General features: G+C 68.0%; 17 protein-coding genes and 1 tRNA gene. 7 read left to right on the top strand and 11 right to left on the bottom strand.

Annotated elements, in window-relative coordinates:
• Window positions 1-192: 192 nt before the first annotated feature.
• The 6 genes from F8178_RS05795 to F8178_RS05770 form a co-directional block, all read right to left on the bottom strand.
• Window positions 193-2,325: a hypothetical protein gene (locus F8178_RS05795; protein ID WP_317493619.1), complete on the bottom strand. Its 2,133-nt coding sequence runs from the start codon at window positions 2,323-2,325 to the stop codon at window positions 193-195.
• Between the two features lie 28 nt (window positions 2,326-2,353).
• Window positions 2,354-4,030: an energy-dependent translational throttle protein EttA gene (gene ettA, locus F8178_RS05790; protein ID WP_317493618.1), complete on the bottom strand. Its 1,677-nt coding sequence runs from the start codon at window positions 4,028-4,030 to the stop codon at window positions 2,354-2,356.
• 215 nt (window positions 4,031-4,245) lie between these two features.
• Window positions 4,246-4,653, bottom strand: a complete 408-nt coding sequence (locus tag F8178_RS05785; RefSeq protein ID WP_317493617.1) for a single-stranded DNA-binding protein — start codon at window positions 4,651-4,653, stop codon at window positions 4,246-4,248.
• A 167-nt stretch (window positions 4,654-4,820) separates the two neighbouring features.
• The gene (locus F8178_RS05780) at window positions 4,821-6,848 is read right to left on the bottom strand and encodes a cytochrome c oxidase assembly protein (protein ID WP_396344997.1); all 2,028 of its coding nucleotides are present in this window, start codon (window positions 6,846-6,848) and stop codon (window positions 4,821-4,823) included.
• A gap of 114 nt (window positions 6,849-6,962) precedes the next feature.
• Entirely contained in the window at window positions 6,963-8,498 is a 1,536-nt protein-coding gene (locus tag F8178_RS05775; protein WP_317493616.1) for an AMP-binding protein, read from the bottom strand.
• Between the two features lie 219 nt (window positions 8,499-8,717).
• Window positions 8,718-9,335, bottom strand: coding sequence for a class I SAM-dependent methyltransferase (locus F8178_RS05770; RefSeq protein WP_317493615.1), 618 nt, complete (start codon window positions 9,333-9,335; stop codon window positions 8,718-8,720).
• A gap of 160 nt (window positions 9,336-9,495) precedes the next feature.
• Between F8178_RS05770 and F8178_RS05765 the strand changes: the two genes are divergently transcribed.
• The 3 genes from F8178_RS05765 (at window position 9,496) to F8178_RS05755 (ending at window position 10,963) form a co-directional block, all read left to right on the top strand.
• A tRNA-Arg gene (locus F8178_RS05765) sits at window positions 9,496-9,569 on the top strand.
• Between the two features lie 235 nt (window positions 9,570-9,804).
• Window positions 9,805-9,966 carry a hypothetical protein gene (locus tag F8178_RS05760; protein WP_317493614.1) on the top strand — a complete coding sequence of 54 codons (162 nt, stop codon included), beginning with the start codon at window positions 9,805-9,807 and terminating at the stop codon, window positions 9,964-9,966.
• Between the two features lie 124 nt (window positions 9,967-10,090).
• Entirely contained in the window at window positions 10,091-10,963 is an 873-nt protein-coding gene (locus F8178_RS05755) for an alpha/beta hydrolase (protein WP_317493613.1), read from the top strand.
• Window positions 10,964-11,296: 333 nt separating this feature from the next.
• Here the strand turns inward: F8178_RS05755 and F8178_RS05750 are convergent, their stop codons facing one another.
• The gene (locus F8178_RS05750; protein WP_317493612.1) at window positions 11,297-12,508 is read right to left on the bottom strand and encodes a PLP-dependent aspartate aminotransferase family protein; all 1,212 of its coding nucleotides are present in this window, start codon (window positions 12,506-12,508) and stop codon (window positions 11,297-11,299) included.
• A 107-nt stretch (window positions 12,509-12,615) separates the two neighbouring features.
• Here F8178_RS05750 and F8178_RS05745 point away from each other — a divergent pair, with 107 nt between their 5' ends.
• A complete protein-coding gene (locus F8178_RS05745) occupies window positions 12,616-13,143 on the top strand; it encodes an Lrp/AsnC family transcriptional regulator (RefSeq protein WP_317493611.1) in 528 nt (175 codons plus the stop codon).
• 39 nt (window positions 13,144-13,182) lie between these two features.
• Here F8178_RS05745 and F8178_RS05740 read toward each other — a convergent pair whose 3' ends face one another.
• The 4 genes from F8178_RS05740 to F8178_RS05725 form a co-directional block, all read right to left on the bottom strand.
• A complete protein-coding gene (locus F8178_RS05740; RefSeq protein WP_317493896.1) occupies window positions 13,183-13,956 on the bottom strand; it encodes a thioesterase family protein in 774 nt (257 codons plus the stop codon).
• 63 nt (window positions 13,957-14,019) lie between these two features.
• The gene (locus F8178_RS05735) at window positions 14,020-14,409 is read right to left on the bottom strand and encodes a hypothetical protein (RefSeq protein WP_317493610.1); all 390 of its coding nucleotides are present in this window, start codon (window positions 14,407-14,409) and stop codon (window positions 14,020-14,022) included.
• A gap of 165 nt (window positions 14,410-14,574) precedes the next feature.
• A complete protein-coding gene (katG, locus tag F8178_RS05730; RefSeq protein WP_317493609.1) occupies window positions 14,575-16,788 on the bottom strand; it encodes a catalase/peroxidase HPI in 2,214 nt (737 codons plus the stop codon).
• Between the two features lie 43 nt (window positions 16,789-16,831).
• Entirely contained in the window at window positions 16,832-17,251 is a 420-nt protein-coding gene (locus F8178_RS05725) for a Fur family transcriptional regulator (RefSeq protein ID WP_317493608.1), read from the bottom strand.
• Between the two features lie 170 nt (window positions 17,252-17,421).
• On the opposite strand from F8178_RS05725, the gene F8178_RS05720 reads away from it, so the two are divergent.
• The 3 genes from F8178_RS05720 to F8178_RS05710 are packed head-to-tail and all read left to right on the top strand — an operon-like array spanning window position 17,422 to window position 21,364.
• Window positions 17,422-18,153 (top strand): NUDIX hydrolase, encoded by a 732-nt coding sequence (locus F8178_RS05720; RefSeq protein ID WP_317493607.1) that lies wholly within the window; start codon window positions 17,422-17,424, stop codon window positions 18,151-18,153.
• A complete protein-coding gene (locus F8178_RS05715) occupies window positions 18,150-19,301 on the top strand; it encodes a 5'-methylthioadenosine/S-adenosylhomocysteine nucleosidase (RefSeq protein ID WP_317493606.1) in 1,152 nt (383 codons plus the stop codon). Before F8178_RS05720 ends, F8178_RS05715 begins: the two co-directional genes overlap by 4 nt.
• A complete protein-coding gene (locus tag F8178_RS05710; RefSeq protein ID WP_317493605.1) occupies window positions 19,298-21,364 on the top strand; it encodes a hypothetical protein in 2,067 nt (688 codons plus the stop codon). Before F8178_RS05715 ends, F8178_RS05710 begins: the two co-directional genes overlap by 4 nt.
• Window positions 21,365-21,749: the final 385 nt, after the last annotated feature.

Raw genomic sequence — 21,749 nt, 5'->3', positions numbered from 1 at the left:
GCACATCACAGCCATCGCCACCCTAGCTTGCCTGGCCGGTGACGGGCACACCCGCCGCATCGTCCCCGCAGCAAGGAGCGGAGGCCGACCGCGGCGGGTGCGGAGGGTGCGGTCGAAGGCGGGGCGGGGTCGGGTTAGCCGTTACGCCGCTCGCCGAGCACGGGTGACCGGCTGCGGCCGCGGAGCCGCCGGTCACGCCTCGCCTCGGTGCCTGCCGCCGGGAAACCTCGGCCCGATGACGCGGCCGTTGGTCCCGGGGGGATGTTCGACGCCCTGCTCGTCGGCACTGCGGTATGGCACCGCGCGATCCTGCCGGTGACGGCCCTCGCGCGCCGCGCCATCCCCGGAGGCCCCTTCGGAACCGGTACTCCAGTTGCTGAAAACCTCGAGCAAGCTATCCATCTCGTCGAAGTTGGGTTGCGCGGGTTCCCGATGCGAGGCAGGCGGCTCACCGAACCCGGCTGCGTTGCCCGCGCGCGCCGAGCCACCCGCGTACGGGTTCGGTTCGCCGCCGTACCGGTCGGACGGCTCGGCGGGCCCGGCGAAACGCGGCCCCGAATCCCTGCCACGTGGCTCCAGCCCTTCCGGTAAGCGCAGCCGGGGAAACGGCGGGGGCTGCTCGCCGCGCGTGCCAGAGCGTGTGTCGTGTTGGTGCGAGCCCGCCGACGCCTGCCGGTGTTCGTGGGATCCTGCGGGGCTGTCCTGATCGCCTGCCTCGGCACGGTCGGATGGACCGGCCTGGTCGTCAGCGCGCCGCCTACCGCCGCTGCCGACCGTGACGCCCAGCCGGGCGAGCACGTCCCTGGCCGAAGGGCCGGTGTCGGCCGCCTGCCGCGCACCACTGTCCTGTGCGCCGGTGCCCGCCGCCGCACCGTGGTCGGGTGCCGCATGCGCCGATGCGGCCGCTGCCGGTGGGTGATGCTGGCCGGCCCCCGGCGCGCCCGCACCGGCCGCGGCGGGAGGCCCCTGCGCCTGCGCTGCGGCGTGGCCGGGTGGATGGCCGCCGGGGTGCTCTCCGGTGCCCCGCCGTATCGGCACGGTCGGCACCGTGTTCCCATCACGCCCGCCTACGGGACGTGCGGACGGTGCCTGCTGTGGCTCCTGGGGTGGCTGTGGCTGCTGGACCTGCGGTGCCTGTTGGGGGTGTTGGGGCTGTTGCGGTGCGGCCGCGCCAAGCAAGCTCTCGATGTCCACCCAGGTGTGCTCCCCTTTGCCGAACTCCCCGGTCAGCAACGACGATGCCTGCTTACGCGCGCGGACGTAGGTGTGCTCGGCGATGCGGGCCTCCTGCAGGCACCGGATAGCCTCGCTCGCCCTGCCGAGCTGTTCCTCGATGTGGGCGAGCTCGTGCAGCAACCGCCCCGCAAGGGCGTGCAGGTCGTGCCTGCGCGCGAAGTACAGCGCCTCCCGCACCATCGCCCCCGCCGCCTCTGCCGCGCCGGAGGGCAGGTAGACGCGTGTCGCCAGCGCGAGGCGGAGCCACGCCATGGGTGAGGCGGCCGCCGCGCGCGCAGGCTGCTTGAGCAGCGGTTCGGCCAGCGCGGTCGCCTCGTCCCTGGCGCCGGTGTCCAGCAGCGCGCAGGTGAGTTCCAGCACCAGCCGCACCCGCAGTTGCCCCCCGTCGGCCGAGCTGTCCTGCAGTTGGTCGAGCGCATCCAGCCCACGCCGGGCATAGTCAAGCGAGGCAGAGATGTCGCCGTGCCTACGCAGGTGGGCCGCGGTACGGCCAGCCACCCCGGCGCGCAGCAGCAACCTGCCGTCGGCGTCCAGCGTGCCATCGGCGTCGGCGAGCCGCGCGGCCTCATTGAGCGCGCGGTCCAGCGCGCCCCTGCGTCCCAGCGCTCCGAGGCAGCCGACCAGTTGCAACAGCGCGACCGCCCGGTCGGCCGCCCCGATGTCGCGGGAAGCGAGCACCGGGCGCAGCGCGGCGAAACCGGTCAGTGGCACACCGATGCTGCGCGCGCACAGCGCCAGATCGGTACGCAGCAGGGCGATCACATCGGTGTGCCCGCCTGCTTCAGCCGCGCGAAGCGCGGCCATCGCTCGGTCGACGACACCGGCACGATGCCCGAGCCGCACCCTGGCGAAAACGGCCAGTGCTTCGGCACGGATCCAGTGATGCTCCACATCTGCGGCCTCGGCCAGCGAAGCGGCCCGCTCCCCGCAGACCAACGCGAGCTCGGGTGCGCGCAGGCGCAGCTGCATGCCGTGATCGAGCAGCGCCTGGACCGATCCGGCATCGGCGTCTGCCGAGTCCCTCCCCCGGTACCTTCTCGAACTGGGATCGGCAGGTCGACTGCCGGCCCTATGCTTGCTGGCTGCCACGCGCCCTCCGCTCGGTCGTCGCCCGGTTCTAGTCCCTGGTCAGCTTCCGATGCGTTACCCGGTGCGGCCGGGCCGCGTCGGCCCCGAGCCGTTCGATCTTGTTCCGCTCGTACCCTTCGAAGTTCCCCTCGAACCAGAACCACTTCGCGGGATTCTCCTCGGTGCCTTCCCAGGCAAGGATGTGGGTGGCGATCCTGTCAAGGAACCACCGGTCGTGCGAGATGACCACCGCGCAGCCGGGGAACTGTTCCAGGGCGTTCTCCAGCGACCCGAGCGTTTCCACGTCGAGGTCGTTGGTTGGCTCGTCGAGGAGGATCAGATTGCCGCCCTGCTTGAGCGTCATCGCCAGGTTGAGGCGGTTGCGCTCACCACCGGACAACACACCGGCGGGCTTCTGCTGATCGGGGCCCTTGAATCCGAAAGCGCTCACGTAGGCGCGGGACGGCATCTCGACCCCACCAACGTAGATATAGTCCTTCTTGTCGGAAACCACCTCCCAGACCGACTTGTCGGGATCGATGCCCGAGCGGTTCTGGTCGACGTACGAGAGCCTGACGGTGTCGCCGACGGTGACGGTTCCCGAGTCGGGCTCCTCGAGCCCGACGATCGTCCGGAACAGCGTGGTCTTGCCGACGCCGTTCGGCCCGATCACGCCGACGATGCCGTTGCGCGGCAACTTGAACGACAGGCGATCGATGAGCAGCTGGTCGTCGTAGCCCTTACTGAGGTTGTCGACGTCGACGACGACGTTGCCGAGCCGCGGACCCGGCGGGATCTGGATCTCCTCGAAGTCGAGCTTGCGAGTCTTCTCGTACTCGGCCGCCATCTCTTCGTAGCGATCGAGGCGAGCGCGGGACTTGCTCTGCCGCGCCTTGGCGTTGGAACGGACCCATTCGAGCTCGTTCTTGAGCCTGCGTGCCAGCTTGGCGTCCTTCTTGCCCTGGACGTCCAGCCGTTCGCGCTTCTTTTCCAGGTAGGTGGAGTAGTTGCCTTCGTAGCCGATCACCTGGCCACGGTCCAGCTCCATGATCCAGCCCGCGACGTTGTCCAGGAAGTACCGGTCGTGGGTGACGGCAAGGACGGCTCCCGGGTAGCTCGCCAGGAACTGCTCCAGCCAGAGCACGCTCTCGGCATCGAGATGGTTGGTCGGCTCGTCGAGCAGCAGCAGATCCGGCTTCGACAGCAGCAGCTTGCACAACGCCACACGGCGCCGCTCACCGCCGGAGAGGTGGGTGACCGGCTCGTCCCCTTCCGGACACCGCAGCGCGTCCATCGCCTGCTCGAGCTGCGAGTCGAGCTCCCACGCGTCGGCGTGGTCGAGCTCCTCCTGGAGCTTGCCCATCTCGGCCATGAGCTCGTCGCTGTAGTCGGTCGCCAGCTGCTCGGCGATCTCGTTGAAGCGGTCGAGCTTGACCTTGATCTCGCCGAGCCCTTCCTCGACGTTCTGCCGCACGGTCTTGGCCTCGTTCAGCGGTGGCTCCTGCAGCAGGATGCCAACCGACGCGCCGGGCTGCAGGAACGCCTCCCCGTTGCTCGGCTGCTCTAGCCCTGCCATGATCTTCAGGACCGTGGACTTGCCCGCGCCGTTCGGGCCGACGACGCCGATCTTGGCGCCGGGAAAGAACGCGGTGCTGACGTCGTCGAGAATGACCTTCTCGCCGACGGTCTTACGCACCTTTTTCATGGTGTAGATGAACTCGGCCATGCCCGCGATCGTAGAGCCGTCGCCTCAGTCGCCTCACGGCGGTGTGCGTTGACGCGCCCCGTCACCCGATGTGGTAACCGTCCGTGACAGCGCTCGCGCGGCCGCTCCCGCGCTGCGCTGCCGCGACCACACCACGGTGCCCGCTGTGTCGCCACCGCTCGGCGGTTCCCGGCCGCAGGCCCCACAACACGTTGATCAGGCGGCCGCGGACTCACTCATGCGACGTGGGTGACAGGAGGGTGGGTCGCCGGAGCAGAATCTCGGCGGCGGCGCGGCTGGGCGGGACAGCGGGCGAGGTTGGGGCCGATCGCGAAGGCTTCCAGTTCGAGGGTGTGCTGGGACACCTCGCCCACGTCGTGCTCGCGGGTGGCGAGCCTGCCGGTGACGATCACGGGGTCGCCCTTGCGCAGGCAGGCCGCCACCGTGACGGCGAGCTTGCGCCAACAGACAACCCACAGGACACAGCGCCTGCCGTCCACCCACTGCCCGGATTCCTTGTCGAACCGCCGCTCGTTACTGATCAACCGGAAGCCGACCGAGTCGGCGCCGCCCTCGGCCACCCGGTGGGACAGTTCGGAACTGATCGTGCCGTTGACACTCAGGATCGTCTCACCGACTGCCATGCTCCTCACCTCACAGCTTGCTGTCGCGTCACGTCCGCTTCGATGGGTTCAGCATGCTGGTGCGGGCGCGGCTGCGGGGAGTCACGACAGGATCTGTGGACGGCTCACCCCCGTGTGAACAATGCAGCCCGTGTCGGCACCGGCACACGGGCTGATGGAGCGGACCACTACTGGTGACGTTCGCGCTCGGCCAGCTGATGCAGCATCGCGTTGTAGGCGGCGAGCTCCGCGTCGTCGTTGGCCTCGGCACGGCGGTCAGCACGCTTGGCCTCGCGCATGTCGGTACGCATCCACTGCACCATCAGCGCGATCAGCACAAGCAGCACGGGGATCTCCCCGAGAGCCCAAGCCATACCGCCGCCGAGCTGCTGGTCGGCCAGCAGATCGTCCACCCAGGGCAGACCGAGGTTGGTGTAGAACTCGCGACCGATGACGGTGGCGGAGTTCATTAGGATCACGCCGAAAAACGCGTGGAACGGCACCGACACGAACATCAGGCCGACCCTGCCGATCGGGGGTAGCCGCTTGGGCGCCGGGTCCACACCGATCAGTGGCCAGAAGAACACGTAGCCGACCAACAGGAAGTGTGCGTTCATCGCCACGTGCGCCCAGTGGTGGTTGAGCGCGACGTCGAACAGGCCCGAGAAGTAGAGCAGGAAGAACGAACCGACGAACAGCGACAGAGCCACGATCGGCTGGGTGAGCACCCGCGACAGCCGGGACTCCACAAGCGCGTGCAGCCACTCGCGCGGGCCCGGTGGCCGCGAGCGACCGGCGGGGCGCATCGCCCGCAGCGCGAGGGTCACGGCGCCGCCGAGTACCAGCAGCACCGGGGCCACCATCGACAGCAGCATGTGCAGACCCATGTGCACGCTGAACATGGCGGGTGCGTAGCGCCCGATGCCCGAGGAGGTGGCGATGAGGATCGACGCGCAGCCCGCGAGCCACGCCACCGTCCGTCCCACCGGCCAGGCGTCACCCCGCTGCCGCAGCTTGCGAACACCGAGCAGGTAAAGCACGGCCAGCGCGATGGCGAGGGTGCCGTAGATCAGGTCGGGGCGCCAGTCGAACAGCAGCCGAGCCGCGGTCGGCGGTCCGTCCAGCTCGTAGCCGATGAGTACCTCGGCAGTACCCGGTTCGGCGGTGCCCTGCGCCGGGTACGGCGTGCGCGACAGCGTGGTCGACACGCCGAGCGTGGCGAACATGATGAGCACTTCGATGGCGCCGAGCTGCAGCAGCGAACGCTGGTCGCCTCGCTCGGATACCGCGCGGACGCCGCGGCTGCGCTGCTGCTGGCCGAGCACCCCCAGCATGACCAACGCGATGATCTTGGCGAGCAGCAGCAGCCCGTACTCGGTGTCCAGCAGGTCGGCCGGGCCGATGCGGACGAGCGCGTTGATCGTGCCCGATATCGCCATCGCGATCCAGCAGGCCAGCGCCACGCGGGAGAAGCGCCGCGCCGCCAGTCCGATGTGCGGGCTGCGACGCCACCCGAGCGCGACCAGCGCGACCAGCCCACCCACCCAGAGGGCGGCGGGGACGATGTGCAGCACCAGGCTGTCGGTCGCCAGATCATGGGCACCGCCGGTAGCCGAATGCCCGGTGAACGCCACCGGCAGCAGGCCAGCGACGGAGAAGCCGAACAGCAGCGCGGTCCACTGCCACGACAGCACCATCCGGCAGCCAGCCGCGACGACCAGCGCGATAGCGGCGGTCACCAGCCACGCCTTCGGCTGCTCGACGGCGTCGACCAGACCGACGAGGACGGTGACGTCCAGCACCTCCTGCACCGGGCGGCCACCGCCGTCGGCGGCCGAGAACAGGGTGGCCGCGATCGCGGTGGTGAACCACAGCCACGCCGCGACACCGGCGGTACGCAGCGCCGCGTAGCCGTCGGCGGAGACGGTCCAGTTCCGCTGCGGCGGCACGAGGAACGTCGCCAGCAGCAGCGAACCGATACACACGACCGCGGCGATCGTGGCCAGCAGCCGCGTGACGATGACGCCGTAGCCGGTCACCGCGCCTGGCCCCTCGATCCCGGCGACGGCGTAACCGGCCACGCCCGCGAGTGCGGCAAGACCGATGGCAGCCAGGGTGGCCAGCACCGTGGCCAGCGCGATCAGCGGCAGCGCGCTCGACGGCCTGCGCGCTGCCGTGACGGTGTGCTCGATCTGTCGCTGCTGCTCGGAGGGCACGTCCCGCAGCGTAGACGCGTTCGGTGTCGCCTCCCACGGCGGGTGGGAGGCGATTGTGCCGCGTCACGCCACGGCTGGCACCTCCGCGACCCGCCGAGCTTTGCCGCGCGGCGGTCAGCCGACCCGGCGTTGCCTGCCCTGCCAGTAGGGCTCGCGCAGCTTGAACTTCTGGAGCTTGCCGGTGGCTGTGCGGGCGAGCTCGGCCCGGAACTCCACCGAGGTGGGGGCCTTGTACCCGGCTATGCGTTCCTTGCAGTGCCGGATCAGCTCGGTCTCGGTGGTCTCGGCGCCGGGTTCGAGCACCACGAGCGCCTTGATCGTCTCGCCCCACTTCTCGTCGGGCACACCGATCACCGCGACCTCCGCGACCGCGGGGTGGCTGAACAAGGTGTCTTCCACCTCGATCGACGAGACGTTCTCGCCACCGGAGATGATCACGTCTTTCTTGCGGTCGCTGATGGTGAGGTATCCCTCGTCATCGAGGGTGCCACCGTCGCCGGTGTGGAACCAGTCCTCGTCGAGTACCTCCGCGGTGGCTTCCGGCTGGCGCCAGTACCCGTCGAGCACGACGTTGGAGCGGGCCAGCACCTCGCCGGAATCGGAGGTGCTCAGGGTCACGCCCAGGGCGGGCGCGCCCGCCCTGCCGAGCTTTGCCGCGCGCTCCTCGGTGGACAGCCCGTCCCACTCGGCGCGGGAACGGTTGATCGTCAGCAGCGGTGAGGTCTCGGTGAGTCCGTAGATCTGGACGAACTCCCAGCCGAGTTCCGATTCCACCCTCGCGATCGTCTTGGTGGGTGGTGGTGCCCCGGCCACGATCACCCGCACCCGGTCCCTGCCGGGGATCTCGCCGTCCCAGTTCTTCGCGGCATCCAGGACCGCGTTGACCACGGCGGGTGCGGCGCACAGCACGGTGACGCCGTGACGCTCGATACGGCGCAGGATCTCGGTGCCGTCGATCTTGCGAAGCACGATCTGGGGAACCCCCATGGCCGCCATGGCATACGGCATGCCCCAGCCGTTGCAGTGGAACATCGGCAGCGTGTGCAGGTAGACGTCGCGGTCGCTGACCCCGGCGTGCAGCGCGAACGTGGTGGCGTTTACCCAGATGCTGCGGTGGGTCAGCTGCACGCCCTTGGGGCGGGCGGTGGTGCCGCTGGTGTAGTTGATCGTCGCGATGGCGTTCTCGTCCGGCTGCCACGCGGCTGGTTCGGTGTCGAACCGGTACAGCTGCGCGTCACTGTCGCTGCCCAGCACGAACCGGCGGGGCGCTGGGACATCGCCGAGCGCATCCGCCAGCTCGGGGTCCACCAGCAGAGCGCTGGCGTCGCTGTGTTCCACGATGTAGCGGATCTCCTCGGTGGTGAGCCGGAAGTTGATCGGCACCAGGATCCTGCCGTAGTTGCAGACACCGAAGAACGAGGTCAGCAGCCGGGCGCTGTTGTGAGAGACTACGGCCACCCGCTCGCCGAGGCCAATGCCGAGCGCGTCGAGCCCAGCCGCCTGGGCGCGGGCGTACTCGCCGAGGCGGCGGTAGGTCAGCGTGCCGAGCGGCTCGGCTGGCTGGTCCGGCTCGTCGACGAGCCCGGTGCGCTCGCCGTACACGGTCTCGGCCCGGTCGAGGAAGTCCCTGGTGCTGAACGGCACGAACATGCTGGCCTCCTGCGGTGTCCGGCTCGGTAGGCCGACTGCTGCGGCTTCGTGCCGCAGAACGCTACTGCGCGGGCCGCTCGACGCGCCAGTGCCACGCGGGCGTGCCACCCACCCGGTGCAGCGCGGGATTCGCATCCGGTCGCCCTTGGCGTGCCAACGGTCGCGACCAGGCCCCGAGCGGATGCCGCTCGCGCACCGGGGTCACCGGCGCGCAACGGGTCACGCACCCTCGGCCTGGTGCACGCTGACGGCGTAGCCACCGTCCTCGTACGGGTCGCCGTCCCAGGTGGCGTAACGCTCCCGCAGCCGAAGGCCCACTTCGGCGCACCAGGTGTCGTAGTCGCTCAGGCTCACGGTCGCCTCTGGTAGCGGCAGGTGGACGGCGTCCAGCCCGAACCCGGCCACGAGCAAGCCTCCGGGGCGCAGCAGCTCGGACAGCCGATGCACCGCAATACGTTCGGTGCCCTGCGCGAGCAACGGGATCACGTTGCCCGCTGCCACCACCAGGTCGAACGGCTCGTCGTGGCCGTGGGCAGCAAGGTCGATGGTGGCCAGATCGGCACGCACCCACGGGATTCCCGGGGCCGCCCGCTCGGCCTCGGCCAGCATCTCCTCATCGACGTCCACGCCGACGCAGTCATAGCCCTGACCGGCCAGCCAGATCGCGACCCGTCCCGTACCGCAGCCGGCGTCGAGCACCCGCCCGCCCTCGGGGAGCAGCGCCGCGCAGAACCGTGCCTCGCCGTGCACGTCGACGCCGGAGGCGGCCAGCTCGTCGAACCGGGCAGCGTAGCGCTGCCCGCGCGCCGCACCCGGCAGGTCAGCCCACCGACTCATCTCCGAGCTCCCTTCCACGCGCTGCGCATCGAACCGCCCACCCCGCCAGGCCACAAGGCCGGAGCGACACGGCCGTTGTTAACACCGACCCCGGCGTAAGACGATCACACAGATACCGAACGTTAAAATACCGTTGGGTACGGCCAAGACCGTGCCGCATGCCCTCGTAGCTCAGCTGGATAGAGCAAGAGCCTTCTAATCTCTAGGTCGCAGGTTCGAGTCCTGCCGGGGGCACCGATACACAGGTCAGCGGCCTGCATCGGGACTGTTCGACGACCACTGATGCCCACGTGTTCCAGCGCCGACATGGACATGGTGACGCCACACGGATGGTCCGCGCAGGTCAGGGCTCGGGCTCCGGTATCTGCCGCTGTTGGACGGCTGCGCCGTCGGCAGCGACCGGGATTGGCTACGAGAGTCGACGCGTCGCATCGGTGTACGGATGCCGTGCCCGGTGCGGGTGTTCACCATGACCGAATACGATGAGACACTGACGTGGCTGAGTTCACTGCCGAAAGACGCCGACGCGAATCATCGCGACATCGTCGCAGCCTGTGTCGGCGGTGTGGGCTGCGATCGGTTGGTTCGTGACATCAAGGGGCAGGACGCAGCCCAGATGACTAGGACATAGGCGCAGGTGCCTCGCCGGGGGAACCATTGCGTACACCGCCGGAAGTCGGGCGCGACAGCATCGACGAATTCTGGGCCTGGTCGTGGTCGAATCTTCTAACGACAGCTTGATAGGAGGCTCTGTCATGACCGGTGCGACGACCAAGGTCCGAGTCGCGGACAACGCTCAGCTGTGCGTCGAGACAATCGGTGACCGCGAGGATCCGGCGCTGCTGCTCATCGCTGGGGCGACGTGGTCCATGGATTGGTGGGATGACGAACTGTGCCGCAGGCTCGCAGACCGCGGCCGGCTGGTGATCCGCTACGACCAGCGCGACACTGGGCGTTCGACGACCTACCCGGCGGGATCCCCTGGGTACGGCGCGTACGACTTGGTCACCGACGCGGTCGCGGTGCTGGACGCGCTGCACATCGGCCGCGCCCACGTCGTCGGACTGTCCATGGGTGGCGGTACCGCGCAACTCCTGGCGCTTGACTACCGCGAACGCATAGCAACGCTGACGCTGATCTCCACCAGCCCCATCGACCCTGGCATCGAAGGCCTACCAGGGCCGACCCCGGAGATACGAGCAACGTTCGCCGAGGAGGGAATCCAGCCCGATTGGAATGACCGCGACGCCATCATCGACTACATCGTCGAGGGTGAACGCCCCTACGCGGGGCCGGGAAACTTCGACGAGGCCCGCCTGCGAGCCCTCGCGGGCCGGGTATTCGATCGCAGCGACAACATGGCAGCCAGCATGATCAACCACTTCGTTCTCGAGGACCCGACGTCCGCCGATGCCCGGCCAAGACTGAGTCATCTCGACGGGATTCCGACGCTGGTGTTGCACGGCACGGCCGATCCGATGTTCCCGCCCGCCCACGGGAAGGCGCTCGTCGACGCTATCCCCGGCGCGCGGCTGATCGAGCTCGACGATGTCGGCCACCAGTTGCCTCCGCCGCATACCTGGGACCTCGTCGTGGACGCGCTGACCGAGCACACCGAGACGGCCTAGACGTTATTCCCCGACTCGACGAGTTGCTCCTTTGCCTGTCAGCAAGCCGATCCCCAATGGACATACGAGCGTTGGTGATCCTCGCTGTCGCGGCCCGGACGGAGCAGCCCGGATCGACGCCAACGGCGCCTGGGCCACCGACACCGCTGTGTCCCGCCTCCGCCAGCTCGACAATGCCGCCGGCGGATGAGACGCATGTCGAGCAGCCCTGCCGCAGTACCGAGGAACTCGCCACCGTGCGGCGGCGGCCTCCTCAGCGGCGGCGACACCGGTGGTGGCGGCGGAGGCGGGGTGGGTGGGGGCGATTGACCGAGTTACCTTCCCGGATCCTGTTCACCACCACGCGCCGCTGTTCTCTCCGTACTCCCCACCGTCCAGGGCTTGGATGAGGTCGGCGTGGAGGTCGTCGACGTCCTCCAACCCGATGGACAGTCGCACGATGTCGCCGTCCGGGCGGGCCTCGGGCGGGACGGGACGGTGGGTCAGGGCGGCGGGGTGCTGGATGAGGGAGTCGACCCCGCCGAGCGACACGGCATGGGTGAACAGCCGCACGCGGTCGGTGACCCGCATCGCATGTTGGTAGCCACCTGCCAGCCGCAGGGCGATCATCGCGCCGGAACCACGCATCTGCCGCCCGACCAGGCCTGCCGGGTCGTGCTCGCCGACACCCGGGTAGTACACGTCTCGGACGCCGGGTTGCCGCTCGAGTCGGCACGCCAGCTTCTGCGCGGTGTCCTGCTGCGCCCTGACCCGGGTGGGCAGGGTGGTCAACCCGCGATGCAGCAGGTAGGCGGCCAGCGGGTGCAGCAACCCACCGGTGACCGCCCGCACCCGGCGCAGCGCCGCCGCCCAGTGCGTGTCCGTCGCGACGACACCGCCGACGACGTCGCCGTGACCGCCGAGGTACTTGGTGGCGCTGTGCAGCACCACGGTCGCACCCAGCAGCAGCGGATTCTGCAACACCGGAGTGGCGAAGGTGTTGTCCACCAGCACCGGAACCTCGCCCGCCGCGTCGACGACCGCAGCGATATCGGCCAGCTCCAGCGTCGGGTTCGCAGGCGTCTCCAGCATCACCAGACACGTGTGCCTGCGGATCGCCGCAGCCACCTCGTCCGGATCGCAGTAGGTGACGTCGACGCCGAGCAGACCGGAGCCAAGCAAGTGATCGGTACCGCCGTAGAGAGGGCGGACCGCGACGACGTGGTTGCCACCGCGGTCCGCCTTCGCCGCGAGGATAGTAGCGGTCAGCGCCGCCATACCAGAAGAGAACGCCACCGCCTCGTCGGCGTGTTCGAGCCGGGCCAGCCCGGACTCGAACCGCGCCACGGTCGGATTCCACAACCGTGCGTACACCGCGCCCCCGCCTGGTTGCGGGTGACTGCCGGTGGCCATCGACTCGTACGACGCACCGCCGGACTCGATGTCCGGCAACGGGTTCGTCGAGGACAAGTCGATCGGTAACGCGTGCACCCCCAGGGCGGTGAGGTCATCCCGCCCGGCGTGCACGGCCATCGTGTCGAACGTGAAGGAGGGGTCGCCAGCCATATCGTTAGACTGCAAGAAGACGCGGCTTCAGCGGCCAAGTTCCGCAGAAAGTTAACCAAGAATCCGTAAGACATGAAGATTCCTGCTAGCAGGCCGGTACTGCGACCATGACGTCGAAGAATCCACGGACATCCACCGCTGGCCTGGATGGCACCGACCTGGCCATCCTGGCAGAGCTCGCCGCTGACGGGCGGATAACCAACGCCGCACTCGCCGCGCGCGTGGGGGTCGCCGAATCGACGTGCATGCACCGCGTACGGGCGCTACGCGAGTCCGGCGTCATCAGCGGGTTCTACGCCCGGTTCAACCTGACCGCGTTGGGGCTGCCGATCCAGGCGGTCATCAAGGTACGCCTTGGCAGCCACAAACGAGACGACGTCCTCCGGTTCCATGCGCGGCTGGCCAAGATCCCCGGAGTGCTGACCGCGTTCCACGTCGCCGGGGAGGACGACTACCTGCTGCACGTGGCCGTCGAGTCTCCGGGGGAACTGCGCGACCTCGTCCTGGAACACCTCACCGTGCACCCCAGTGTCCGGCACACCGAAACCCAGCTCGTGTTCGAGGTGCTGCCCGGCATCGGCGTGCTACCGCAACCGGGTGGACGCACGTCACGAGGGTCGCGGCAGCACGACTAACGCGATCAGCGGTGACCGACCGGCAGCTGGTCGGCCCGGTCAGCGTGGACGCACCAGCAGCGCCTGGGCGCCGGTTGCCACCTGGCCGTCGCGGTCGTGCAGCGTGCCGTGCGCGGTGCCTACGCCGTCGGGTCCGATGACGGTGTTGGCATCCAGCCCGATCCATTCCCCGCGCGGTTCCCGGAGGACGTGCACCGTCAGCTCGGTGTTGATGAACCACCACTGAGCCGGGTTGAGCCGGTTCGACAGGCCGTTGCCGGAGTCGGCCACGGTGAGCAGCCGCTGCAGACCGGTGGGTTCCTCACCTGCCACCAGCGGGACCCGCTGGCGCATCCAGGCGGCCGACGGGCCGGGCGTGCTGAACCCGCCGGATACGGGCCGCACCTCCATCGCGTCGACGTAGCCGGGGCTCCACCCCTCCGGCCGGGCCTCCGGGACGATGCCGTCCCACGGCGGCATCGGATCCGCTTGCCCGGCGCTGACCGAGCTGGAATCCGACAGCGCGATACGCCACGCCGCCGCGGTGGCCACCGTACGGTCACCGGCGACCAGTTCGGCGGTGAGCAACTCGACCGAGCGCCCTGGCCTGCTGATCCTGGCGTGCACGGCGAGCTCCGAGATCGGCACCGGTCCGAGGATCTCCACGGTCACCCGCGCGATCCGCATCGGCCGGTCAGCGTGGACCCGCTCGAACTCGCGCGTGAGCAGCGCGGCTGGCGGGCCCATGTGCTGGGCATCGGCAGTCCAGGGTCCGGAGGTGTGCTCGGTCGCGTGGAATGTGCCGTTCTCACTGGCGAGGTAGAAGCAGTCGATGGCGTTCACGAGTGCCCAGTGTCGCAGAGGCCGCGGCCAGCCGGTGCGGGGCGATGTGCACGGCTACTGGACACCGCAGTAGTTCTCCGCCGCCACTCGAACAGAATCTCCCGATTCGAAGGTCACGGCAACCTCTCCGGTTCCCCATTCGACATGGTCGATCCGGGGCTCGTCATCGCCGAACGCGACAGGGGCCGGATAGTAACGGTCGGGCGCTCCTGGCCCGATCCGGAGCTCGTGGTGCGTACCGAGCAGGCGCGAAACGCGTACCAACCACAGCTCGCTGGACAGCTCAGCGCCCGAACAATCGTAGGTGACTCGGGAATCGGCCGAGGACTCGGCGTGGAGGTCGTCCGTGCTCAGCGTGACAGTCGGCGCAAGCAGCGCCACGATGCCGAGCGACAGCGCGAACGACACCACGCCACTGACTAGGACGAGGGCTCGGCGAGACACGCCAGCGATGCTACCGGGCGCGTCGCTCCCGTCCGGTGCGGACGGAAGCGACGGCGGGTACCGGCCCGGCCCCCACGGCCGGGCCGGTACCCCGACTGCCCCGTCGCCGCCTGCCCCACTGGGACTAGCGGCGGCGGGGCAGGCTGGGAAGGATCCCCGCCGCGATCAGGCGAGGTCGTACCGGTCGAGATTCATGACCTTGTCCCACGCGGCCACGAAGTCGTGGACGAACTTCTCCTTGCCATCGGCGCAGGCGTAGACCTCCGCGACCGCGCGCAGCTCGGAGTTCGCGCCGAACACGAGGTCGACGCGACTGCCGGTCCACTTGACGTTGCCCGTCGCGTCCCTGGCCTCGAAGGTCTCCGAGGACTCGTCCGTCGGCTGCCACGTCGTGCCCAAGTCGAGCAGGTTGACGAAGAAGTCGTTCGTCAGCGCGCCCGGCTTGTCGGTGAGCACACCCAGCGACGACCCCTGGTAATTCGCGCCGAGCACGCGCAGGCCACCCACCAGCACCGTCATCTCCGGCGCGCTCAGCGTCAGCAGATTCGCCCTGTCGATGAGCGCGTACTCCGCCCGGAGCCCGTTGCCCTTGCCCACATAGTTGCGGAAACCGTCCACTGTCGGCTCGAGGTGCGCGAAGGACTCCACATCGGTCTGCTCCTGGGTGGCATCGCCACGGCCCGGGGTGAACGGGACCTCGATGTCGATGCCTGCGGCCTTCGCGGCCTGCTCGACACCCACGCCGCCTGCCAGCACCACCAGGTCGGCGAACGATACCTGCGCGCCACCGGTGTGGTCGGCGTTGAACGACCGCTGGATGCCCTCCAGGGTGCGGATCACGGTCGCGAGCTTGTCTGGCTCGTTGACCTCCCAGTCCTTCTGCGGCTCCAGCCGGATGCGGCCACCGTTGGCGCCGCCACGCTTGTCGCTGCCCCGGAACGTCGAGGCCGCCGCCCACGCGGTGGAGACCAGCTGGTCCACGGTCAGGCCGGAGTCGGCGATCCGGCCCTTCAGGTCGGCGACCTCCGCGTCGCCCACCAGCTGGTGGTCCGGCTTCGGGACCGGGTCCTGCCAGATGAGCTCCTCGGACGGGACCTCAGGACCGAGGTAGCGGTCGATCGGGCCCATGTCGCGGTGGGTCAACTTGAACCAGGCACGCGCGAACGCGTCCGCGAACTCCTCCGGGTTGTCCTTGAACCGCCGCGCGATCGGCTCGAAGATCGGGTCGACCTTCAGCGAGATGTCGGTGACCAGCATGTTCGGCGCGATCTTCTTCGAAGAGTCGTGCGCGTGCGGGACTGTGCCGTCGGCCGCGTCGTCCTTCGGGCGGAACTGCCAGCCCCCACCGGGACCCTGGTACAGCTCCCACTCGTAGCCGAACAGGTTCTCGAAGAAGCCGTTGCTCCACTGGGTCGGCGTGGACGTCCAGGTGACCTCCAGACCACTGGTGATGGTGTCGGCTCCCTTACCACTGCCGTAGCTGTTCTCCCAGCCAAGGCCTTGTGCCTCGAGCGGGGCGGCCTCCGGGTCCGCGCCGAGGTGGCTGTCGGGCGCCGCACCGTGGGTCTTGCCGAAGGTGTGCCCACCGGCGATCAGCGCGACCGTCTCCTCGTTGCTCATCGCCATGCGGCCGAAGGTCTCGCGGATGTCGCGGGCAGCGGCGAGGGGATCCGGCTGACCCTCGGGGCCTTCCGGGTTCACGTAGATCAGACCCATGTGGGTCGCACCCAGGGGGTCCTCGAGCTCGCGCTCCTCGCTCAGGATGCGCTTGTCGCTGCCGAGCCACGTCGTCTCGGAGCCCCAGTAGACGTCGTCCTCGGGCTCCCAGCCGTCCTCACGGCCACCGGCGAAGCCGAACGTCTTGAATCCCATCGACTCCAGCGCCACGTTACCGGCGAGGATCATCAGGTCGGCCCACGAGATCCTGCGACCGTACTTCTGCTTGACCGGCCACAGCAGCCTGCGGGCCTTGTCCAGGTTCACGTTGTCCGGCCAGCTGTTGGTCGGCGCGAAGCGCTGCATGCCGCTGCCTGCCCCGCCACGGCCGTCACTGACGCGGTAGGTCCCCGCGGCGTGCCAGGCCATCCGGATGATCAGCGGGCCGTAGTGGCCGAAGTCCGCAGGCCACCAGTCCTGCGAAGTCGTCAATACCTCCTCGATGTCCCGCTTCACCGCAGGCAGGTCGAGGGTCTTGAACTCCTCGGCGTAGTTGAACCCCTCCCCCATCGGATCGTTCGCGGGGTGGTTCTTGGCCAGGACCTTCAGGTTGAGGCGATCCGGCCACCAGTAGCGGATGCTGTCACCCTGGGTGGGGTGCGGCAGCCCCTCGCCGTGTACTACCGGGCAGCCACCCGAGGCTGCGTCGTTGTTGTCTGCCATGGCAATCCTTCCAACCAGATTCAGGCGTCGTTCAGGAACTGCGTCAGGTCGAGCAGTCGGGGCACAGGCCCCAGAAAATGACTTCGGCTTCGTCGATCGTGAAGCCGTGATCGTCGGATTCGGTCAAACACGGTGCGGTACCGACGACGCAGTCGACGTCAGCGATGGCACCGCAGGACCGGCACACGACGTGGTGGTGGTTGTCCCCGACCCGCGACTCGTAGCGCGCAACGGAGCCCCGCGGTTGGATGCGCCGCACCAGCCCCGCGTCGGTCAGTGCGTGCAGCACGTCGTACACCGCCTGGTGGGACACTTGACCGAACCGCTCACGCACAGCACCGATGATCGCGTCGGTGTCGGCATGCGGATGGTCGTGCACCGCGGATAGCACCGCTACCCGAGGGCGCGTCACACGCAGCGCTACCTCGCGCAACATGCGCTCGAAGTCCGTAGTCGTTGGCACCTCTCGCAGTGTGCCCCACAATCTTGAATAAGTCAAGAATATGACGCAGCGTGGCGTGCACGCTGGCTCAGCCCGTAGCGACGTCGCGCTCGCCCGGCCTGTTCACCCTTTTTGTCAGATCAGCAAAAAACCTCTTCCTGTCGATCTGACATAAATGTAGGGTCGCCACCATGTCCGATGGCTCCTGGACACCTCCAACCGTCCTACTCGCGGTCGACCTCGTCATCCTGACGCTGCGTGCCTCGAAGCTTCATGTCCTGCTCGTGGAGCGGGGAATCGAGCCGTACTCGGGTACCGCGGCTCTGCCCGGCGGCTTTCTCAACAACGCCGGTGAGGACATCCTGGCTGCGGCACACCGCGAGCTCCGCGAGGAGGCGAACCTCGATGCGTCACGGCTGCACCTGGAACAACTGGGCACGTACGGAGACCCTGACCGCGACCCTCGCGGTCGGATCATCTCCGTGGCGTACCTCGCGATCGCCCCGGGACTTCCCGAACCGGTGGCGGGCACCGACGCGGCGGGGGCTTCCTGGCAGCCGGTCGAGTCGGTCCTGTCCGCACACCTGACCCTGGCCTTCGACCACCGACAGATCGTCACCGACGGTGTGGAACGGGCACGAAGCAAGCTCGAACATTCCGCACTCGCCACCGCGTTCTGCGAGACGACGTTCACGATCTCGGAGTTGCAGCGCGTCTACGAGGCGGTATGGGGAGTCCGGCTCGACCCGCGCAACTTCTATCGCAAGGTCCAGGCCGTGCCCGGCTTCATCATGCAGGCCGGACCGGAACGCAGAACCACGAAAGGACGGCCTGCCCGGCTGTTTCGGGCAGGTCCGCGAACCGTGCTCCACCCACCGCTCGTCCGACCCGACGACGCGACCACGAACAGGGGAGACCAATGACGCAGCGCCCGGTCGTGATCCTCACCGCCCTCAACCTCGAGTACGACGCCGTCCGGCAGCATCTGACCCACCCGCGGGTGCACCGCCACGAGCGGGGCACGCGATTTGAGGTCGGCATGCTGCGGGATACCGAGTGTCGCGTGGCACTCGGTATCACCGGTAAGGGAAACGAACCTGCCGCGGTTCTGGTCGAGCGGGCGATACAGCGATTCTCACCGACAGCGGTGCTGTTCGCGGGCGTGGCCGGTGCGTTGTGGGACGCGACCCCGCTGGGCGATGTCGTGCTGGCAACGCAGGTTTACGCCTACCATGGCGGCACCAGCGAGGACGACGGACTCAAAGCACGTCCACGATCCTGGGAAGTTCCCCACGCGATCAGCCAGCTCGCACACGACCTCGCCCGTAAGGCGGACTGGATCAGCCACATAGCTAACGGTTCCGCGGTGCCGCACATCCACTTCGGTCCTATTGCAGCTGGCGATATCGTGCAGAACTCGCGGATCTCGCACGAGGCTCGGTGGATCCGCCAGCACTACAACGACGCACTGGCGATCGAGATGGAATCCGCTGGCGTGGCGCAGGCCGGGCATCTGAACGGTACTCAGGTGGCCATCGTGCGGGGCATCAGCGACCGCGCCGACGGGACCAAGTCCTCCGACGAGGACCGTGCGTGGCAGCCGACGGCGGCGGCGAACGCCGCGGCGTTCGCTGTCCGACTCGCCGAGGAAATGATCAAGGAACGGGATGTGAGTGCGATGCACGAGGGAAACGACATGACCGACCGCAACACCACCATCCACAACGTCGCCTCGGGACAGGTCGGCATCCAAGCCGCACACGTAACCGGAAGCACCGTGAGGATGGAGTCACCAACCCCGTCGTCCACCGCGGCCGACCTCGTGTCCGAGCTGCGCGACCTCCGGGAGCAGTTGAAGCGCGAACGCTCCACCGGCATGCTCGACGACGACACCTACGAGGCTGCCGAAGCCGAGCTCGATATCGCGAGCGAAGCACTGGAGTCCAACACGCCGGACGGCAGGAACAGGTTCGTCGTGGCGATGAAGCGACTGGGGGGCCTGGTGACCGACGTGGCCGCGCTGGCGACGAAGGTCGCCACACTGATCGCGGTAGCGAGGGGGCTCACATGAGTGAACCCGGAGGGGCCTCGAACAACTCAGAAGCCGCGACGACCAATGCCGCGGGCGCCGGATCCACCATCGGAATCCAGGCCAACGAGGTTCGCGATTCGACCGTATACCAGGTACTTCCGGACATGTCGCCAAGTCGGAAGTACGAGGTCGGCTTGCGGTACCTGGAAGACGGCGTGCCCAGCCGGGCGCGGGAGCTCATTCACGAAGCCATCGCGCACGGGCACGAAAACGGCGAGGTCCGGTTCCACTGGATGCTGGCCATGCTCAGCAAGCGTTCGTACCGCGACCTCGCCCCGTCGGACCGCGAGAAGCTGAGCGATGTGTCCACGACGCTGCACAAGTACGACGATGACGAGTGGAAGCACGCGCTCGGAACGATATGTGAGCTGCTGAGCTGCCTGAACGATCCCCGTGGCGACCCCAGACTGGCACTGGAGAAACTGCATGCCGTGTCGAGCGACCAACGCGACAAGATCGTCCGACACCTCGATCTGGTGATCACCGGCGGCATGAAGGATGCTCTCTGGGCCGACACCCGTCGCGCGGCAGCAAACGGCAGGCTCGGTGGTAACCGCCTCGATCGGGTCTGGGCCTACTTCTACCCTGACCCGATCGACGCGCGAACGCGCCGACCCACCACGATTGCCACCTCCGCCGTCGACCGGAACCTCGCCATGATGTGGTCCGGCGTGTTCGCCATCGCCATCGGGTACCTCGGCTGGTCGGTACTCGCGCAGGCGAGCATGGCACCGATACTCGCCTACCTCGGCGCGATCGCAAGCGGGTTCCTCGGAGCCCGAACCGGCTACGAGTGGCGTTACCGTACGAGCCGGCTGCATGCCAAGGAACAGGAGTTCTTCGGCCGTAGAAGAATCAACCGAGCGCCCGACGGCGGATTCACCAGGAAAGTCGAGCGATCCTTCGAGTATTACTTCAACAAGTATGTTCCCCCGGACGCTGATCGCGACGAGTGGCTTGCCAGGACAGCCGGTATTCGCAACACCCTACGCGACGAGGTGAGCGAAATATACCGGGAAAGCAGGGTCGACATCGCGCGCGTCAACTGGTTGATCCGGCATCTCGTCAACGACATCAAGAAGCGTTGGAAGTCGGGCACCCTCTTCGATTTCTACGAGACGTACCGAACCGCACTGTCGACGAAGCTGTGGTGCGTGCTCGCTGTCACCGCATTCATCCCGACGTCGATGACTGTGGTCATCATGGCAATCCAATCGCACCCGTTGACGGCCGCACTCGCCACACTGGTCGCCCTGACCACCGGGCGGACAGTGGCGGTTCGCTGGATGAGCATCGTGAGCGAGAAGCGCCGGTTCGCCGAGGAGTGCCGGGAGTACCAACGGAACCAAGAGGAACGGCAAGCAGCGTATCAACGCTGGAAGAAGCGGCTGAAATCCACGCGTCCCAGCGAGCAGGAGATGGAGACGTGGCTGAACTGCGACAAGACCGCGCTCCTCGACGACGCCCTGCTCCACTACGGGCTGGCGTGGCGCGACATCATCGCCCACACCTTCCTGCAGGTGCCCACGCCATATTGCAAACGGACACGCGTCAAGGGCGGCCCATGGCGCTATTCGAAGTACGACCTGCGGCTGTTTTTGATCACCGACGACGGGGTACGCGAGTTCGGCACCGAGCTCGACTTCGAGCGCGCCTCGTTCCATGGTCTGGAGCGCAACAACTTCCGCTTCGACGCGGTCTCCTCGGTTCATGTCACGCACACGAGTGAGCGCAGCTACACCTTGAATCTGACGCTCATGAACGGGCCGACCAGGAGCATCCGCGTCACGGATCCGATCGTGCCGCAGCCCGATTCGGACGAGGACCCCGACGCGTTCGCTCAGATGAACCTCGACGCCGCCGGGTTCACGCACACGCTGCACATCCTGGAAGGGATCGCCGCGGAAGGCAAAGGGTGGATCGACCGCGACCCCCATGTCCACGGCCAGCGCAACGATCCTGCCCAGCGAATCAGGGATTCCCAGCCCCACGTTCGACGACCCACCCGACCGCATCGTCGGAGCTCCCGGTCTACCCGATAGGCAGGACACCGGGATGACGCACCGGCCGTAACGGCCCCGACCGCCCCTGCGGCCCGGTGCGCGGTGCGACGCCCGGCTTACCGCGCGGGGTCGGTGATGTGACTGACGGCGGCACCGGCCTGCCGGGCGAGTGCTCCCGGGACCGAGGCCTACCCACCCGAACCCCGCGCGGACATGGCTCACTTCCTGATCGAAACCGTCGTCCACCGCCATCGACGGCTCGACCCTCCGTCGCTCACGTTACCAGCGGAAGTGCCCAAGTTAGGTCTCGGTGACCGGCACCTGCAGCATCCGGATCGCCGGGCCAGGGAACAACGGGACTCGAAATTTACTCGTGTGACACTCGAAAGCCAATCGAAATATACTCCAGAAACGCAATTATCGG

This window comes from Haloechinothrix sp. LS1_15 (genome assembly GCF_033042135.1).
GTDB lineage: Bacteria > Actinomycetota > Actinomycetes > Mycobacteriales > Pseudonocardiaceae > Haloechinothrix.
Note: the sequence above shows the minus strand (reverse complement) of the source record. Positions and strands in the feature narration are given on the sequence as shown.

What these genes read in the sequence shown, in the direction of transcription:
- F8178_RS05775 (WP_317493616.1), bottom strand. Translation starts at nt 8,498, where the DNA reads ATGTTCGTGCCGTTCAGCACCAGGGACTTCCTCGACCGGGCCGAGACC.
- ettA (WP_317493618.1), bottom strand. Translation starts at nt 4,030, where the DNA reads ATGGCCGAGTTCATCTACACCATGAAAAAGGTGCGTAAGACCGTCGGC.
- F8178_RS05720 (WP_317493607.1), top strand. Translation starts at nt 17,422, where the DNA reads ATGTCCGATGGCTCCTGGACACCTCCAACCGTCCTACTCGCGGTCGAC.
- F8178_RS05715 (WP_317493606.1), top strand. Translation starts at nt 18,150, where the DNA reads ATGACGCAGCGCCCGGTCGTGATCCTCACCGCCCTCAACCTCGAGTAC.
- F8178_RS05710 (WP_317493605.1), top strand. Translation starts at nt 19,298, where the DNA reads ATGAGTGAACCCGGAGGGGCCTCGAACAACTCAGAAGCCGCGACGACC.
- F8178_RS05770 (WP_317493615.1), bottom strand. Translation starts at nt 9,335, where the DNA reads ATGAGTCGGTGGGCTGACCTGCCGGGTGCGGCGCGCGGGCAGCGCTAC.
- katG (WP_317493609.1), bottom strand. Translation starts at nt 16,788, where the DNA reads ATGGCAGACAACAACGACGCAGCCTCGGGTGGCTGCCCGGTAGTACAC.
- F8178_RS05785 (WP_317493617.1), bottom strand. Translation starts at nt 4,653, where the DNA reads ATGGCAGTCGGTGAGACGATCCTGAGTGTCAACGGCACGATCAGTTCC.
- F8178_RS05755 (WP_317493613.1), top strand. Translation starts at nt 10,091, where the DNA reads ATGACCGGTGCGACGACCAAGGTCCGAGTCGCGGACAACGCTCAGCTG.
- F8178_RS05750 (WP_317493612.1), bottom strand. Translation starts at nt 12,508, where the DNA reads ATGGCTGGCGACCCCTCCTTCACGTTCGACACGATGGCCGTGCACGCC.
- F8178_RS05760 (WP_317493614.1), top strand. Translation starts at nt 9,805, where the DNA reads ATGACCGAATACGATGAGACACTGACGTGGCTGAGTTCACTGCCGAAA.
- F8178_RS05745 (WP_317493611.1), top strand. Translation starts at nt 12,616, where the DNA reads ATGACGTCGAAGAATCCACGGACATCCACCGCTGGCCTGGATGGCACC.